The organism is Streptomyces sp. NPDC001843 (assembly GCF_042891955.1).
GTDB lineage: Bacteria > Actinomycetota > Actinomycetes > Streptomycetales > Streptomycetaceae > Streptomyces.
Window position 1 is genome coordinate 211,140 of the sequence record NZ_JBIATQ010000005.1, and the last position, 16,137, is coordinate 227,276.

General features: G+C 72.4%; 12 protein-coding genes. 6 read left to right on the plus strand and 6 right to left on the minus strand.

Going from position 1 to position 16,137, the window contains the following annotated elements; translation table 11 throughout:
- The first annotated feature begins 40 nt into the window (after positions 1–40).
- The 4 genes from ACFYZQ_RS15150 (at position 41) to ACFYZQ_RS15165 (ending at position 5,406) form a co-directional block, all read left to right on the plus strand.
- Positions 41–1,048 (plus strand): hydroxyacid dehydrogenase, encoded by a 1,008-nt coding sequence (locus tag ACFYZQ_RS15150; RefSeq protein ID WP_389146748.1) that lies wholly within the window; start codon positions 41–43, stop codon positions 1,046–1,048.
- Positions 1,045–2,115 carry a LacI family DNA-binding transcriptional regulator gene (locus ACFYZQ_RS15155; protein ID WP_389146750.1) on the plus strand — a complete coding sequence of 357 codons (1,071 nt, stop codon included), beginning with the start codon at positions 1,045–1,047 and terminating at the stop codon, positions 2,113–2,115. Before ACFYZQ_RS15150 ends, ACFYZQ_RS15155 begins: the two co-directional genes overlap by 4 nt.
- 91 nt (positions 2,116–2,206) lie before the next feature.
- Positions 2,207–3,526 carry a radical SAM protein gene (locus ACFYZQ_RS15160; RefSeq protein ID WP_389146753.1) on the plus strand — a complete coding sequence of 440 codons (1,320 nt, stop codon included), beginning with the start codon at positions 2,207–2,209 and terminating at the stop codon, positions 3,524–3,526.
- A gap of 392 nt (positions 3,527–3,918) precedes the next feature.
- Positions 3,919–5,406 carry a cellulose-binding domain-containing protein gene (locus ACFYZQ_RS15165; protein WP_389146756.1) on the plus strand — a complete coding sequence of 496 codons (1,488 nt, stop codon included), beginning with the start codon at positions 3,919–3,921 and terminating at the stop codon, positions 5,404–5,406.
- 32 nt (positions 5,407–5,438) lie between these two features.
- Here the strand turns inward: ACFYZQ_RS15165 and ACFYZQ_RS15170 are convergent, their stop codons facing one another.
- From ACFYZQ_RS15170 to ACFYZQ_RS15190, 5 genes are all read right to left on the minus strand, one after another.
- Positions 5,439–7,607, minus strand: a complete 2,169-nt coding sequence (locus ACFYZQ_RS15170) for a SpoIIE family protein phosphatase (RefSeq protein WP_389146759.1) — start codon at positions 7,605–7,607, stop codon at positions 5,439–5,441.
- Positions 7,608–7,758: 151 nt separating this feature from the next.
- A complete protein-coding gene (locus ACFYZQ_RS15175) occupies positions 7,759–8,109 on the minus strand; it encodes an ArsR/SmtB family transcription factor (RefSeq protein ID WP_388795439.1) in 351 nt (116 codons plus the stop codon).
- A 171-nt stretch (positions 8,110–8,280) separates the two neighbouring features.
- Positions 8,281–8,706: an ATP-binding protein gene (locus ACFYZQ_RS15180; RefSeq protein WP_389146762.1), complete on the minus strand. Its 426-nt coding sequence runs from the start codon at positions 8,704–8,706 to the stop codon at positions 8,281–8,283.
- A gap of 227 nt (positions 8,707–8,933) precedes the next feature.
- Positions 8,934–10,253, minus strand: coding sequence for an acyltransferase (locus ACFYZQ_RS15185; protein ID WP_389146765.1), 1,320 nt, complete (start codon positions 10,251–10,253; stop codon positions 8,934–8,936).
- Positions 10,254–10,405: 152 nt separating this feature from the next.
- A complete protein-coding gene (locus ACFYZQ_RS15190; protein ID WP_389146767.1) occupies positions 10,406–12,457 on the minus strand; it encodes a HEAT repeat domain-containing protein in 2,052 nt (683 codons plus the stop codon).
- Positions 12,458–12,909: 452 nt separating this feature from the next.
- On the opposite strand from ACFYZQ_RS15190, the gene rsgA reads away from it, so the two are divergent.
- Together rsgA and ACFYZQ_RS15200 are read left to right on the plus strand one after the other, a co-directional pair.
- The gene (gene rsgA, locus ACFYZQ_RS15195) at positions 12,910–14,001 is read left to right on the plus strand and encodes a ribosome small subunit-dependent GTPase A (RefSeq protein WP_389146769.1); all 1,092 of its coding nucleotides are present in this window, start codon (positions 12,910–12,912) and stop codon (positions 13,999–14,001) included.
- 191 nt (positions 14,002–14,192) lie between these two features.
- Positions 14,193–15,596 (plus strand): bifunctional transcriptional activator/DNA repair enzyme AdaA, encoded by a 1,404-nt coding sequence (locus ACFYZQ_RS15200; RefSeq protein WP_389146771.1) that lies wholly within the window; start codon positions 14,193–14,195, stop codon positions 15,594–15,596.
- On the opposite strand, the gene ACFYZQ_RS15205 is transcribed toward ACFYZQ_RS15200, so the two are convergent.
- Positions 15,593–15,970: a PPOX class F420-dependent oxidoreductase gene (locus ACFYZQ_RS15205; protein ID WP_389146774.1), complete on the minus strand. Its 378-nt coding sequence runs from the start codon at positions 15,968–15,970 to the stop codon at positions 15,593–15,595. The two genes, ACFYZQ_RS15200 and ACFYZQ_RS15205, sit on opposite strands and share 4 nt — an antisense overlap.
- Positions 15,971–16,137 lie beyond the last annotated feature (167 nt).

Sequence of the window (16,137 nt, forward strand, 5' to 3'; positions counted from 1 at the left end):
GGTTGCTATCCATGCGTCACCGAGCCGGAAGGCCACTTCCTTGCCCGAGCGTCCACAGGCATTGTTCGCCATGACGGACCAGAACGTGCCGCACATCTTCCCGCCGGAGGTGCTCGCGCGGCTGCGCGAGTGCGTAGAAATCGATCCCACTCTGGTGGCGCAGGACTTCGCCGATCCACGGATCCGTCAGGCGCTGGCCCGCACCGAGGTGCTCATCACCGGCTGGGGCTGCCCTCGACTGGACGCGGCCGTCCTGGACGCGGCCCCGAGGCTCCGCGCGGTGCTGCACGCGGCCGGCTCGGTCAAGGGCTTCACCACACCGGAGGTCTGGCAGCGGGGCATCGCGGTCTCCTCGGCCGCCGGCGCCAACGCGCTGCCCGTCGCCGAGTACACCCTCGCCATGATCCTGCTCGCGGGGAAGGACGTCTTCGGCTACCGCGACCAGCTCCGCACCCGCCGCGAGTTCCCGTACGGCGACATCCTCCCCGGCATCGGCAACTACGGCCGCCGCGTCGGCATCGTGGGCGCCTCGCGCATCGGCCGCCGGCTGATCGAGCTGCTGCGCCCCTACGACCTGCGGGTGAGCCTGTCCGACCCCTACGTCGACGAGGTGGAGGCCACACGGCTCGGCGTCCCCCTCGTCCCGCTGCACGAGCTGCTGCGCACCTCGGACATCGTCACCGTGCACGCCCCGCAGACCCCGGAGACCCGGCATCTCATCGGCGCCCGCGAGCTCGCCCTGATGCCTAACGGTGCGGTCCTGATCAACACCGCCCGGGGCGCGCTCGTCGACCACGACGCCCTGGTCACGGAGCTGCGCGGCGGACGGCTGAGCGCCGTCCTCGACGTCACCGACCCCGAGCCGCTGCCCGCCGACTCACCGCTGTTCGACCTGCCCAACGCCTTCATCACGCCCCATCTCGCCGGTTCCCAGGGCAACGAGGTGGCCCGCCTCGGACAGACGGTCGTGGACGAGGCCGCACGGCTGGTGAGCGGGGACGAGCTGGTCCACGCGATCGACCACACGGTGCTGGAGCGGGCGGCGTGACGACGGCGAAGCGGACGCAGACGGCGGCCGGGGACGCCTCGACCGTGCGGGACGTCGCCGCGCGCGCCGGGGTCTCCGCCTCGACCGTCTCCCGCGTCCTCGGCGGAACCTACCCGGTGGCCGAGGCCACCCGCGCCAGGGTCCTGAAGGCCATGCGCGAACTGGACTACGTGGTCAACGCGCACGCCCGTGCCCTGGGCGGCGCCACCAACAAGACGGTCGCCTTCGTCGTCGACGACGTCACCGGCCCCTTCTACGCCCACATCGCCCGCGGGGTCGAGGAGCAGGCCTCCGAGGAGGGCCGCCTGTGCATGCTGTGCACCACGCACGGCGACCCGCGCCGCATCCTCGCCGTCGTCGAGACCATGCGGGAGCAGCGGGCCGACGCGGTGATCGTGGTCGGCGGCGCCTGGGAGGACAAGGCCTACCAGGACCGCATGACCCACTTCGCGCACGCCCTGGACCGGGCGGGCTCGCGGCTGGTCCTGGTCGGCCGCCCGCCGCTCGGGCCGGGCGTGCCCGCCACGGTCGTGGACTACGACAACGAGGGCGGCGCCTTCGCCCTGACCACCCATCTGCTCTCGGCCGGTCACCGGCGCATCGCCTACCTCGGCCGGGTCCCCGGCCTGTCCACCAGCGGCCAGCGCATCCGCGGCTTCACCCGCGCCCACGAACTCCTCGGTCTCACCCCGGACCCCGCACTGATCGTCGACGGCGCCTTCTCCCGCTCGTACGGCTACCGGGCCACCCACGAACTCCTCGCCTCCGCCAGCGGGTTCACCGCGGTCTTCGCCGCCACCGACATGATCGCCACCGGGGTGATCCAGGCCCTTCGCGAGGCCGGCCGCCGCATCCCCGAGGACATCGCGGTCGCCGGGTACGACGACATCCCGGTCGCCCGCGACGTGTACCCCGCGCTCACCACCGTCCACGTCCCCCAGGAGGAGCTGGGCCGCGCCGCGGTCCGCCTGGCCCTGCACCGCGACGAGCTGCCCGACGGCCAGCACCTGGTGCTGGGCACGCACGTGGTGCTGCGGGACTCGACCCGGCGCCCCGGCACCGGCTGACCGCTACGCCCTTGGGGGGACCCGGCCGGACAGCCGTACAGGCAGGGGCATACCGTGAGGAGTCGAACGCGTACGCCGGGAGGAGATACGGATGGGCAGCCGCACCGCGCTGGTCGAGGATCTGATGGAGCGGTTCCCGCACGTGCCGCGGGAAGCCGTCTTCAAGGAGGACCTGCTCCGCGGCGGGGTCGCCTTCGACGCGTCCGCGCTGTCGGACAACGAGAGCGGCGAGGTCAAGCCGAAGTCGTACTTCATCTTCTCCTTCGACCACGGCACCCTGCCCGAGCTCGGCGAGGCCGCGCTCAGGCGCCCCCCGGAGGAGATCATCCTCACCGGAGGCCCGTACGACCTGCGCCGCACCGTCGTCTCCGTACGCGTCAACCCGGCCTCCCCCTACCGGGTCGCCGCCGACGACGAGGGGATGCTCGGGCTGTACCTGGACGGCCGAAGGATCGCGGACGTCGGCGTGCCGCCGATGCCGGAGTACTACCGGCACACCCTGTCCAACGGGAAGTCCGTGATGGAGGTCGCCCCGACCATCCAGTGGGGCTATCTGATCTACCTCACCGTCTTCCGGGTCTGCCAGTACTTCGGCGCCAAGGAGGAGTGCCAGTACTGCGACATCAACCACAACTGGCGCCAGCACAAGGCGGCCGGTCGACCGTATACAGGAGTCAAGGACGTCGAAGAGGTCCTCGAGGCCCTGGAGATCATCGACCGCTACGACACCCAGAAGGCGTCCACCGCCTACACCCTCACCGGCGGCGCGATCACCAAGACGGTCGCCGGGCGCGACGAGGCCGACTTCTACGGCCACTACGCCAAGGCCATCGAGGAGCGTTTCCCGGGTCGCTGGATCGGCAAGGTCGTGGCCCAGGCGCTGCCGCGCGACGACGTGCAGCGGTTCAAGGACTACGGCGTACAGATCTACCACCCGAACTACGAGGTCTGGGACCGCCGTCTGTTCGAGCTGTACTGCCCGGGCAAGGAGCGCTACGTCGGCCGCGACGAGTGGCACAAGCGGATCCTGGACTCGGCGGAGGTCTTCGGCGCGCGCAACGTCATCCCCAACTTCGTCGCGGGGGTGGAGATGGCCGAGCCGTTCGGCTTCACCACCGTCGACGAGGCGATCGCGTCGACGACCGAGGGCCTGCGCTTCTTCATGTCGCACGGCATCACGCCCCGCTTCACCACCTGGTGCCCGGAGCCCACCACCCCGCTCGGCAAGGCCAACCCGCAGGGCGCACCGCTGGAGTACCACATCCGGCTGCTGCAGGCCTACCGGCAGACGATGGACGACTTCGGCCTGTCCTCCCCGCCCGGCTACGGCCCGCCCGGCCCCGGCCGCGCCGTGTTCTCCGTCAGCTCCTTCATGGACAGCCTTCCGGCACAGGAACCGGTGGAGGCGTAGAACTCCCGCGACGGACGGTTGAGTCGAAACGCGGTCGCGTCCGTACAAGACGCCGGAGATGTGGGTCACGGCGGACGCGGCGGCGTTCCGGCGACCGGACCGCGATCCACGACCCCGCGCCCGTACCGGTTGTCGGTGTCCGTATCATCGGCTGACACGCGGGGCGGGGGTCGTGGATCGCGGTCCGGCGACCGGGTACGGCGATTGAGGACCGGGCAACCGTTGGTGACGGAGCGTAGGGAAAACCTGTCGCGATGTCATCGGCAACCGGTTTTGAATATGCCGCTTGTCAGTTGTGTCGACGACGTGAAAAGCTCGGGCCCTGCCGTGAGGTTCCCCCAACTCCGCTGAATACATGGTGAGTTGACCTCGCTCGTGGATGCAGGAGACCCATGCCCGACCTGCCGAAGCCTCAGGACGCCGCCGAGGCCGCGCTGTTCTCCGAGTACTGGGACGCGGTGCTCTCCTATGCCGATCTGTGCACCTCCGGCGCGGCCTCGGCCAACCAGCTGGCCACCGACGCCTTCGCGCTCGGCATACAGGAGGCCCGGGCCGCCGATGCGGCAACCGGGCGCGGTGCCGGTCGCAGGTCGGCCCGGCTGCCGATGATCCCCCTGCTGCTCACCGCCGTACGCACCACGGCGGCGGCCTGGGAGGCCGGCGGCCTCGGCCACCGGCTCGACCCCGACCTGAGGCTGTGGCTCAACTCCGACAAGGCGGCCCGCTACACCGGACCGCCCCTGATGCGCCCGGTCGCCCTGCGCGGTCTCAAGGACATGCAGGAGGCGGACGCGTCGCTGCTGTGGCTGGCCGAGGTGGAGGCGATGCCGCTGCCCGACGTCGCCCGCCGCCTGGGCCTCGACCCGGCCGCCGCGGCCCTCGAACTGGACCAGGTACGTGCCCTGTTCCGGGACCGCTGCCACCGCGCCCACGTCGACTCGCCGATGGACGCGCAGTGCCGCAGCTACGCGCGTCTCCTCGACGCGGTCACCCGCTCACCCGCCGCCGAGACGCCGGGCGACCTCTCCCGGCACCTCGCCACCTGCGTCCAGTGCGCGGAAGCCGCCGCCTGCCTGCGGCTGCACGGCGGCGGCGCGCCCGCGGCCCTGGCCGGCGGTGTGATCGGCTGGGGCGGCCTCGCCTACCTGGAGCGCAGGCGTCGCGCGGTGGAGGTGCGCCAAGGGACGGACCGCCCCAAGAAGAAGGCCCTGGAGAGCGGGGAGCCCACGGACGGCACCGAGCGCAGCCGGGTGGTGCGCCACGGCCTGCTCGGCGCCGCGGTGCTGCTGTCGCTGCTGGCGCTCGGCGTGTCGATGATGCCGTTCGGCTCCTCCGACGACACCGGCGCGGCCGCCCACGACGACCGACAGCCGGTCGCCGACCCCAGCCCCTCCCTGCCGACCGCCGGCCCGCTGCCCTCGGCCTCCGCATCCCGCTCCGCCGCCGCCACCACGCGTGGCCCGGTCACCAAGTCCGACCCCGCGGACTCCGACCCGGAACCGCAGGGCACCTCCTCCTCCACCGCCCACGCCAGTCCCAGTCCGCACCCTTCCGACTCCGACGCCGCGCCCGTCTGCCGGGTCCAGTACGACCTCGTCAACCAGTGGCCCGGCGGTTTCCAGGCCACCGTCACCGTCACCACCACCGAGGCCCTGTCCGGCTGGCGCGTCGCATGGTCCTTCCACAACGGCCAGACGGTCGGTCAGATGTGGGACGCGAACCTCGACCAGCACGGCTCCCGCGTCACCGCCGAGGCCGCCGACTACAACAAGTCGGTCGCCGCGGACGGCAGCCTGTCCTTCGGATTCCTCGGCTCCTGGCACGGCAAGAACGCGGAGCCGTACGACTTCACGCTCAACGGCAGCAGCTGCGCGCGGTGACGTGCTCGGGCGGACCCCGCCGGCCCGGACCGTCAGGTCGCGGTGACGACCAGTATGGCCTGGTCGTCGACAGTGGCATTGCCCGCGAACGCGGTGACCGCGGCGGTGACGGACTCGATGAGGGCGGCGGCGGTGGGCCGGCCGGCCCGGACGGCGGCAAGCGCACCGGTCAGACGGTCCTCACCGAAGAACTCGCCGTCGGCCGAACGTGCCTCGGTGAGGCCGTCGGTGACCAGGACCAGGCTGTCACCCGGGTGCAGTTCGACACCGCACGCCCGGAAGCCGGGGTCGGGACCGATGCCCAGCAGCCGGCCCGGTTCGGCGAACTCCACGACCGTGCCGTCGGCGCGGCGCACGAGCGGCGGGACGTGGCCCGCGCGGATCAGGCGTAGCGCGAGGTGGGAGGCGGTGCGTCGCAACTCGCCGTAGACCAGCGTGACGAACTGGTCCTCATCGGTGGTGCTCCGAGCCAATGCGTCGTTGATGGCGGCGACCACGGCCACCGGGTCGTTCAGGAGACGAGCGGCGGCGCGTGCGGTGTGGCGGACGATTCCGGTGGTCGTGGCGGCCAGCGCGCCGCGCCCGGACACATCGCCGATCATGAGCGCCCAACGGTCGCCGGGCAGCGGGAAGACGTCGTAGAAGTCGCCGCCGACATCGAGCCCTTCACCCGCCGGATGGTACGAGGCCGCCAGGGTGGCCCCGGGAATCCTGGGCAGCTCCGGAGGCAGCAGGCCCGCCTGCAGATCGCGTGCCAGCCGGACGCGGTCGGTGAACTGGTGGGCGTTGTCGGCGCTCGACGCGGTCCGGCGGGCGAGCTCCTGCGCCAGGGCGATCGTGCGACGGTCCAAGGGCCGCCCGGTGACCAGGAGAGTCAGCACTCCGAAGGCGCGGCCCCGGGTGGCCAGGGGCACGCACACGTAACCCGTGACGCCGAGCTGCGAGCAGCGGTCCCCGGTGCGCACGGTCTCGGTGGCGCCCGAGGCCAGCACGCGGGCAACCGCGGCGTCCACCTCGGCACGCAGTGCGGGGGACGCGAGGAGCTCTTCCCCGTCCCGGGTCGACGTGGCGATGGCGATGCGCTGCGGCTGGGCGCGTTCGACCACATGGACGGAACACAGCGGCGCCAGAGCCGGAACGGTCAGCCGCGCCATGCGCTGCAGACTGTCGGAATAGTGCGTCTCGCTCGCTATGGCGGTGCTGGCCTCCAGCAGGAAGGCCAGATCCTCCCGGGCTTCCCTCTCGCGCTCCTGGGCGGCCCGGCTCGCCTCCATCGCGGAGTGGCGTTCGACGGCCAGCGCGGCGATGCGGGCGAACGCCGCGCTGAGCGCCACGTCCTTGTCCGCGGGCACCTTGGGGGTGCGGTGGTACATCGCGAAGGTGCCCAGCAGCCGGCCGTCCGCGCCCTGGATCGGAGTGGACCAGCACGCCGCGACCCCGGCCCGCGACGCCAGTTCGCGGTAGTCCCGCCACAGCGGATCGGTGGCGATGTCGGTGACGGTCACCGGTCGGCGCCGGTGGGCGGCCGTGCCGCACGAGCCGGCGCCCTCGGCGATGGGTGTGCCGTCGATCGCCTCGTTGTAGAAGTCGGGCAGGCGCGGAGCGGTGCCGTGCCGCAGCCGCTGTCCGTCCGGGTCGACGAGCAGTACCGAGACGATCAGGTCCGGGGAGAGCGCCTCGATCGCCGTGGCCATGCGGGCAAGGGTCTCGTCCAGCGGGGCGTCGCCCGCGATCTGCTCCAGCAGCACACGTTGCTCGGCGGCCAGGAGACGCGCGTGGTGGTACGCGGTGGTCTCGACCGCGATCACCACCACCCCGTCCGTGCCGCCCATCGCGTCCCGGCGGGGCTCGTAGGTGGAGTCGAAGAACCCTTCCCGCTGCCTGCCCGGGCCGCCCAGCAGCAGCCGTCCGTTCCGGGTCCGGTACGGGACACCGGTGCGGTAGACCTCGTCGAGCCGGTCGATGACGCCCTGCGCGGCGAGTTCCGGAGCCACTTGCGCGATCGGCTCGCCGACGCGGTCGCGGTCGCAGCCGACGGTCTCGAAGAACGCCGGGTTCGCCGCCTCCAGCAGGTGTCCGGGGCCACGGAGAGCAGCGAAGATCACCGGGGCCTGGTCGAACAGGTCCGCGTACTCCTCGCTCCCCAGGTTGATGGTGAGGGAGTCGGTGGCGGGACTGCGGCGTTCGAAACATGAGGACATGACAGGCACCCTCTCCTGTCTCACTCGTCCACTTTGACACATATTCCTGCTGTATCGACCTGCTGGATGCGTCCCGGTACGGGACCGGGCGGTCGCGGGGAACGGGTGGTGTCCCGTCGCCGGGAAAGCGATCAGCGTCCGAGGGGCGTCGTCAGGACGGCGGTCTCCTCTCCGGCTGGGTCGCCTTCAGGTCGGCGAGCAGCTCCGCCTGTCCGGCCAGCACGCCCGACAGGATCGAGCGCGCCACCCGCAGCAGCTCCGCCACCTCCGGGCTGGCCAGCGAGTAGTACACGTTCGACCCCTCCTTCCGTGTCCGCACCAGGTTCGCCCGCCGCAGCACGGCCAGCTGCTGGGACAGGTGCGCCGGCTCGATGCCCACCTCGGGCAGCATCTCCGCCACCGCGTGCTCGCGCTCGCTCAGCAGTTCCAGGACGCGGATGCGGGCGGGGTGGCCGAGGGTTTTGAAGAACTCGGCCTTCAACCGGTACAGCGGCGTGCTCACCGTGCCGTCCCCTCCCCGGCACAGCGGCACGGCCCCACCGGCCGGGCCGCGGCCTCTCGCATGCGCCCATTCGTCGACAACATGTGCCCCATCCTCGCCTGCCGCACCGACCACGCCGAATCCACACCTCCGCGGCGTGTGCCGGACGCTGGGCGGCCTCGGCCGTCCCGTTCAGAGGGGGAGAGTGATCCAGATTCCTTTGCCACCGCCGTCGGCGTCGCCGCGGACCACCGCTGTGCCGCCCCGGGCGAGGGTGAGTTCCATGACGGCGGCCAGGCCGCCTTTCCCGGTGCCAGTGACCGCCCCGTACAGCAGCGGCTGGTAGGGGTGGCGGTCATGGACGCCGAGCACCAGGCAGTCCGGGCCGGCCGCGTAGATCACGGTCACCGTGGGGGAGAGGGTGGCGGCGTGCCGGACGCTGTTGGTGATCAGCTCGGCGAGAATCAGCAGGGCCGGGTCCACCACTGGGTGTCGCGGCCCGACGCCCCACTCGGTCCAGGCCTGCTCGGCCGTCTCGCGGGCGATGCGTACGGCGGCCGGTTCGGCGGGCAGCGTGAGCACGTGCCGGTGGGGCAGGGCTGCCAGCTGTACGGACATCACGTCTCCGGTCCGGTGACGCGGAAACCGGCGGTGTGGAGGGGCAGCTCGATCCCCTTGGCCTGGTGCAGCGACACGGACACGCTCCCTCGTCCTCTTCTGCGAGCCCCGTTCGGGCAGGCGCGAAAGGCTGTGGCCGCGGCTGGCTGCGGACACAGCCAGCAAAGCATCTAGGCAATTGCTAAATTTTGCAATTCATCATTCGGTTGCACCGTACCCGGACGCTCTCACACACGGCTCGGAGTCTGCTCCGCCTCGGGCTGCCCGAGCCGGCGTGCCGCCGTCCACCGAGTGAGCATCACCAGCGCCGTGCCCAGCGCCAGGCCCGTCGCCGGCAGCACGGGGAACCGGCCGTCGGGCGCGAAGCCGCGCACGGCGAAGCGGCCCAGAGCGGTGACGTTCATGGCGAGGCCGAGCCACAGCGGCCAGGCACGGCGCAGGCCGGCATCCGGACTGGTCCGCTCGTACAGCACCGCCAGCCCGCGTTCCAACGGTGTCAGCGCGGACACGACACAGGCCAGCACGACGCCGAGTACCAGCAGCCACGGCGCCCGCAGTCCCCACCACGCCGCGGAACCGAGCGTCGGCTCGGGGGCGAGGCCGGTCAGGTAGAAGGCGGCGGCGACCGCCAGCACGGGCAGCATGTGCCACAGGTACAGCGTCATGCTGGCCGCGCCCGTGGGGCGCACCAGGCGCCACACCCGCTCGTGGTCCAGCAGCCGCCGCACCGGAGGAGCCACGAGGAGGCAGATGCCGACCTGGGCCACCACCCACGCCAGCATCGCCGCCGACGGCGGGTTGGTGTTGCTGGGGGTCTGCCCGGTCACCAGGATCAGGCTGACGGGGAACGGCCCCAGGGCGACGAGCGCGGCGAAGGCCAGTCCGCCGCCCGCCGCCATGGTGAGCGGCACGAGCCGGCGCCCGGTCAGCAGGCCGTCACGCCAGGAGAAGCCCAGCTGATAGGCGACACCCCACACGAGTACGTAGTTGAGCAGCCCGACATACGGCGCGTGCACCGTCACCACCAGGGTGTCGACCACCAGGGCGACACCCCCCACCGCCGACGGAACGAGAAGCCCCCAGCGTCGGTGCGCCGCATGCAGAGCCGGTGTCAGGGCGCTGAGCAGCAGATACACGGGCAGGAACCAGAACTGCATCGCCATCGCCCATCCCACCAGCTGGAGCGTGTCCGCGTCCACACCGGCCACCGAACAGATACCGACGGCGAGCAGCACCAAGCCGCTGTAGACACCCGCCGGAAGCAGCAGCCGCAGCGCTCGCCGCCCCAGCCACCCGGAGGCTGTGGCCTCCGCAGCCCGGGCACGCGACCAGGAACCGCTCGCGGCATGGCCCCCGGCCAGGAAGAACAGCGGCATGATCTGGAAGGCGAGGGTCAGCCACTGGGTCCAGGGAACGGCCGCCAGCAGCTCCGGCGCGGTGATCTGCCCACCGGGCTCACGGACCAGGGCGGTGATCAGCCAGTGGCCGAGCACCACCAGCACGATCGCCCATGCGCGCAGGAAGTCGACGTAACGGTCTCTGCTCATGGGCCGTCATGCTGCCCCAGCCCCGGCGCCGGCGTGGTGCGAAGCCCATGCCGCAACCATTCCGTGCCCGGTACGGCACCGTCCGCACAGCACCGTGAGCCGACTGTCGCAAAGCGTGTCGAAGCCGACGGGAGGCGTACCCTCAGGGCCGATCAGTCGACGGTGAGGAGCAGTTGGTGCACGGCCTGGCGGATCTGCTCGTCTTCGACGAAACTCCGCCAGCTTCCCGACGAGGTCAGTCGACGGTCGAGGGTCAGGGCGGCCTCGAGCGCGCAGCGCGTCTCGGCACCCAGCCGGCCGATGCCGGCCAGTCCCTCCACAGCTCGACGCATCACCGGCAGGTACCGGCCCTGGGCCAGAGGAAGGACGGCCTGTTCGAGCGACTGGAGGCCGGGTTCCGGCGCGCCCGTGACCTTCCACAGCGCGATCGCCGCCTCGACCTTCTCCCAGCTCTCGGCATGCGCCCTCTCCATGAGGCGGTGCAGACGGTCGGCCTGGCCGACGGCTCGCGGACCGAGGTCCCCCATGTGCCGGATCGCGGCGTGGAACACTCTGTCCTCCTCGAGGGCCGCTCCGAGCAACTCCAGGGCGGGCTGCGGGTCGTCGCCGAGCCTGGCCCGTGCCCACACGAACAGTTGTCGTTCTGCTGCCTCCGCGCGCGTCCCCGCCGCGATGCCCGCTTCCGCGCGACGCAGTTCCGGAAGAGCTTCGGCGGCCCCGGGGCCGATGGACGCGAGCGCCTCGGCGGCGAAGCGCCGCACCTGCGGGTGGGCCAACAGACCAGTCAGCTCCGGCAGGGCGGGAAGCGCCGCCGGCCCCCAGGCGGCGAGGACCTGCGCGCACGCGCGTACCGCCTCGTGGTCGTCGGACGCGTGGACTCGACGCAGCAGCGCCCGGAGGTCGGGCAGCAGCTCATCCGCGTGAGCGCGCAGCGGCATCAGCACCTCGTGCATGCCCGGGAGCGTGGGGAAGTAGAGGAAGCCGGGCGAGTAGTGCGACCCGTGCGTCGCGAAGACCGCCCTGCGCGCGAAGAGTCGGTCGACGAGTCCGGGCAGACAGCGCGGATCTCCCCATCGGCTCAGCGCCCACAGGGCGTTGTCCGCGACCGTGTCCGCGGCTCGCCGTGACGGCCGGGACCCGTGGTCGGCCAGGTGGGCGGCCAACTGCTCGGTGTAGGGGGCCGAGACGGTGCCCAGGGCTGCGAGCAGGTGTGCGGCCTGAACCCGGATCTCGGGTTCCGCCGCCTCCAGGCTCTGCGCCAGCACCGGTAGCAGGTCCGTGGCCGGGGAGTGCCGCTGCGCCAGCAGCAGACCGGCGCGTTCCAGCGCAGCGGCGCGAAGCTCCACCGGCCTGGACGGCGCTGCGAGTCGGGTGACGAAGGTGGCGGCTGCCTCAGGTTTGTCGGCCACCAGGTTGTAGCTCTTACGGGTGAGGCCGGTCAGGGTCGCGCCCGCCCAGGCTGCGGGCAGCTCGGTCGTTGCCTGTAGTGCGGTGAGCGTGTCGATGAGCAGGTCGAGGTGGCGGCCGGGCGCGTCGGGGTCCACGGATCCGAGAGCGTGGAGTGCGGCCAGCCTCACGGCCGGCTCCCCTGTGGTGAGCAGGGAGTCGAGGAGAGAGGCCACCCGGCCGAGCTCGTCCGGCGAGGCGCTCGCCGCCACCTGGCCCAGCGCGACCAGTGCCGCGAGCCGGGTCGTCCGATCGTCGTCCTGCTCCCAGCGCTCCCGCAGCAGCATCAGGGTGGGCGTGACCGGTTCGGGCGCCACGGCCAGGATGGCGACAGCCGCGCGGCGCACCTCGGGGGCCGGGTCGGCGGACAGAGCCACGACGATGGGCCGGGACTGTGCCCAGGCGTCCGACCAGTTCGGATCCACGAAGCGGGGCTCTGCGGTCGCCGCCGTATCAGCCAGCCTCTCGATCAGTTCGAGCAGGGTCAGTCGTTGCTGCACCGTCGGTACCGCGGCCAGGGCCAACACGTACGGGAGTGCGGCCGTCGCGGCGGGGCAGATCCAGCCGCCCTGGTGAAAGAGACGGTCGAGCAGCTCGTATGCCGCCTCTTCGCCCTCTCTCCCGTCCTTGTCACCGGCGGCGATGTCGCGCAGCAGTCCCGGGACGTCCTCTGCGGTCCCGTGGTTGTGCTTCAGATCGGCCCAGGGCGACGCGTCGATTCCCCGGAGTGCCCGGATCGTCGGGTGCTTCGTGGTCATGGATGGCTCTTCCCGGCAACGTGGTGGCGGCTGGACGAACGGCCCTACGCGCCTGCGGACGGGCCCCGGTCAAGGTGGTAGTCCAGCAGAACGGTCGGTCACGGCCGAGCGATTCCGCAAGGCGGAGGCGGTGCTGTCGGTGGGCCCCGGGTGCCGGCTGCGGAGCTCCCCCGGTGAGGATCGGCTAGCCGGCACTGCAGAGCAGGGGGAGTAATTCGTTGGCGAGGCCTGCCCGTTCACCTCTAGGGTCGTCAGTGTTCGCGCGGCAGCTGGTCGAGTTGTCGCGGTGGTTCGGCATGGTCGTGGAGGTGTGACCGATGGCTGTCTCTGTGATGGGCGCTGCCCGCATCCGGAAGTTCGTCAAGTCCACCTCCGTGGCCACCGGCTGATCCGACACCTTCTTCTCCGCGCGCGTGCGCGGAAGCCGGGGCCGCCCTTGTGAAGGGTCACCCTTGATTTCCAGCTCAGCTGTCGCCTCCCTCGTACCCTACGGCTGGGACGAGGCCTGGGCGGACGAGTTCGCCCCCCACGCGTCCGAAGGCCTGCTGCCCGGCCGTGTGGTCCGGGTCGACCGGGGCCAGTGCGACGTGATCACCGCCGACGGGGTCGTGCGGGCCGACACCGCCTTCGTCACCCCGCACGACCCGATGCGGGTCGTGTGCACCGGTGACTGGGTCGCCGTCGACCCCGGCGGCAACCCGCGCTACGTACGGACGTATCTGCCGCGCCGCACCGCCTTCGTGCGGTCCACCTCCTCCAAGCGGTCCGAGGGGCAGATCCTCGCCGCCAACGTCGACCACGCCGTCGTCGCCGTCTCGCTCGCCCTCGAGGTCGACCTCGGCCGGATCGAGCGGTTCCTCGCCCTCGCCTGGGAGTCCGGGGCGCAACCGGTGGTCGTGCTGACCAAGGCCGACCTGGTGCCGGACCCCGTGGCGCTGTCGTACCTCGTGCAGGACGTGGAGACGGCGGCGCCCGGCGTGCCGGTGCTGACCGTCAGCGCGCTGCACGGAGAAGGGCTGGACATGCTCGTCGCGCTGGTCGCCGGCGGTACGTCCGTGCTGCTCGGGCAGTCGGGGGCCGGCAAGTCCACGCTCGCCAACGCGCTGCTCGGCGAGGACGTGATGGACGTCCGGGCCGCCCGGGACGTGGACGGCAAGGGACGCCACACCACGACCACGCGCAACCTGCTCGCGCTGCCCGGCGGGGGCGTGCTGATCGACACGCCCGGGCTGCGCGGGGTGGGACTGTTCGACGCCGAGACGGGCGTCGGACAGGTGTTCACCGAGATCCAGGAACTGGCGGGGGAATGCCGGTTCCACGACTGCGCGCACGAGAGTGAACCGGGATGCGCGGTGCTGGCCGCCGTCGACTCCGGGGAACTGCCGGTACGGCGGCTGGAGAGCTACCGCAAGCTCGTCCGGGAGAACCAGTGGATCGTCGCCAAGACCGATGCGCGGGTCCGTGCGGAGCTTCGGCGGGACTGGAAACGGAAGGGTGCCGCCGGTAAGGCCGCGATGGAGGCCAAGCGGAGGGGGTGGCGGTAGGAGGCGCGGTTTTCCCTTGCCGTCGCTGGGGGCTGCCGCCCCCAGGCCCCGCTTCGGCCTGAACGGCCTCGTCCTCTGGCGCCGGACGGGCTGGATGATGCCGGCCGGGGTGGTGGTTGACAGGCGGCGGGATCAGGCACATGTCCGATTTCCGCCAGCCACGGGCCCTGCTCTCGCCCACACTGAAGGACATGACGGACGACGACACCAGGTACGAAGCCGTCCGCAGCCGGGACGCCCGGTTCGACGGGGAGTTCTTCTTCGCCGTCGAGACCACCGGGATCTACTGCCGGCCCAGTTGCCCGGCGGTGACCCCGAAGCGGCACAACGTGCGGTTCTTCGCGACGGCCGCCGCCGCGCAGGGAGCCGGGTTCCGGGCCTGCCGGCGGTGCCGGCCGGATGCCGTGCCCGGGTCCGCCGAGTGGAACGTGCGCGCCGACGTGGTGGGCCGCGCGATGCGGCTGATCGGCGACGGTGTCGTCGACCGGGAGGGCGTCGCGGGGCTCGCCGCACGACTGGGGTACAGCGCCCGGCAGGTGCAGCGGCAGCTCACCGCCGAGCTGGGCGCCGGCCCGGTCGCGCTGGCCCGCGCCCAGCGGGCGCACACCGCGCGCGTGCTGTTGCAGACCACCGGGCTGCCGGTCACCGAGATCGCGTTCGCGGCCGGTTTCGCCAGCGTGCGGCAGTTCAACGACACGATCCGCGCGGTGTACGCCGCCACGCCGAGCGAGCTGCGGGCCGCCGCGCCGAGGGGGCCGGCCCGGGGCCGCCGGGCGGCCACACCGGGCGCGGGGATCCCGCTGCGGCTGGCGTACCGGGGCCCGTACCGGTCCGGTGCCGTCTTCGACCTGCTCCAGCGGGAGGCCGTACCGGGTGTCGAAGAGGTGGGCGGCCCGCCCGGCGGCCGTACCTACCGGCGCACGCTGCGGCTGCCGTACGGCACCGGTGTCGTCGCCGTGGAGGAGCGCACGGGCGGGCCGGGCACACGGCCGGCCGGCCATCCCGGCGGCTGGCTCGACGCCCGGCTGCACCTCACGGACCTGCGGGACCTGACGACCGCCGTGCAGCGGCTGCGGCGGCTGTTCGACCTGGACGCCGACCCGTACGCCGTCGACGAGCGGCTCGGCGCCGACCCGAGGCTCGCCCCGCTGGTGGCCGCCCGGCCGGGCCTGCGCTCGCCCGGCACCGCCGACCCGGCCGAGCTCGCGGTGCGGGCGCTGGTCGGGCGGGCGGAGGCCGAACGCCTCGTGCTGCGGTACGGAAAGGCGCTGGACGCCCCCTGCGGCAGCCTCACCCATCTCTTCCCGGAGCCCGACGTGCTCGCCGAGGCCGAGCCGCACGGCACCCTGGGGGCGCTGGCCGCCGCGCTCGCCGATGGCCGGCTACGGCTCGACCCGGGCGCCGACCGGGACCACACCGAGGCGGCGCTGCTCGCCCTGCCCGGCATGGATCCGGCGGTCGTCGCCGCCGTCCGCGTCCGCGCCCTGGGCGACCCCGACGTGTCCCCGCCCGGCACCGACCTCCCGGACCACTGGCGGCCCTGGCGGTCGTACGCCGTCCAGCACCTGGCGGCGGCGGGGGAGCGGGGCTTCTAGGGCACCTGGTCCTCCAGCCCCCAGCTGTGGACCCGCAGCGGATGGATGCGGATCACCTCCTCGCTGAAGTGCGGGCCCAAGTCGTGGGGACCGGTGAGGAGTTCGGCTTCGCCGCGGATGTCGACGCCGCGGACCCGCCAGGGTTCAAGGCTGACGATGTCGTCGACGACGAGGGCGACTTTGGGATTCCGCTGCAGGTTGCGCCACTTCTTGCTGCGGCCCATCGCGAAACCGCCGACCAGGATCGTGCCGTCGTCCTGCGGGAAGAAACCCACGGGATTCGCCTGCGGCTGACCGTGCGGGTCGACGGTGGCCAGCCGCCCCAGCCGCTGCGATCGGAGATAGGCGCGCTCGGCCGCGCTGAATTCGGTCATGCCGCCAGCCAAACACGCCGACCCGCCCGGCGCATCGGCTCTGCGACCTAGGACCGTCGGTCCGCCCCGCGCTCGGCCGTGCGGGTGGGCCCCCGGTGATGCTCCGTCAGTGCGTGTCCGGCGTGTGGCACGGTCGCCTCCGGCGGATCGGTGGGAAGGGCGGGCGC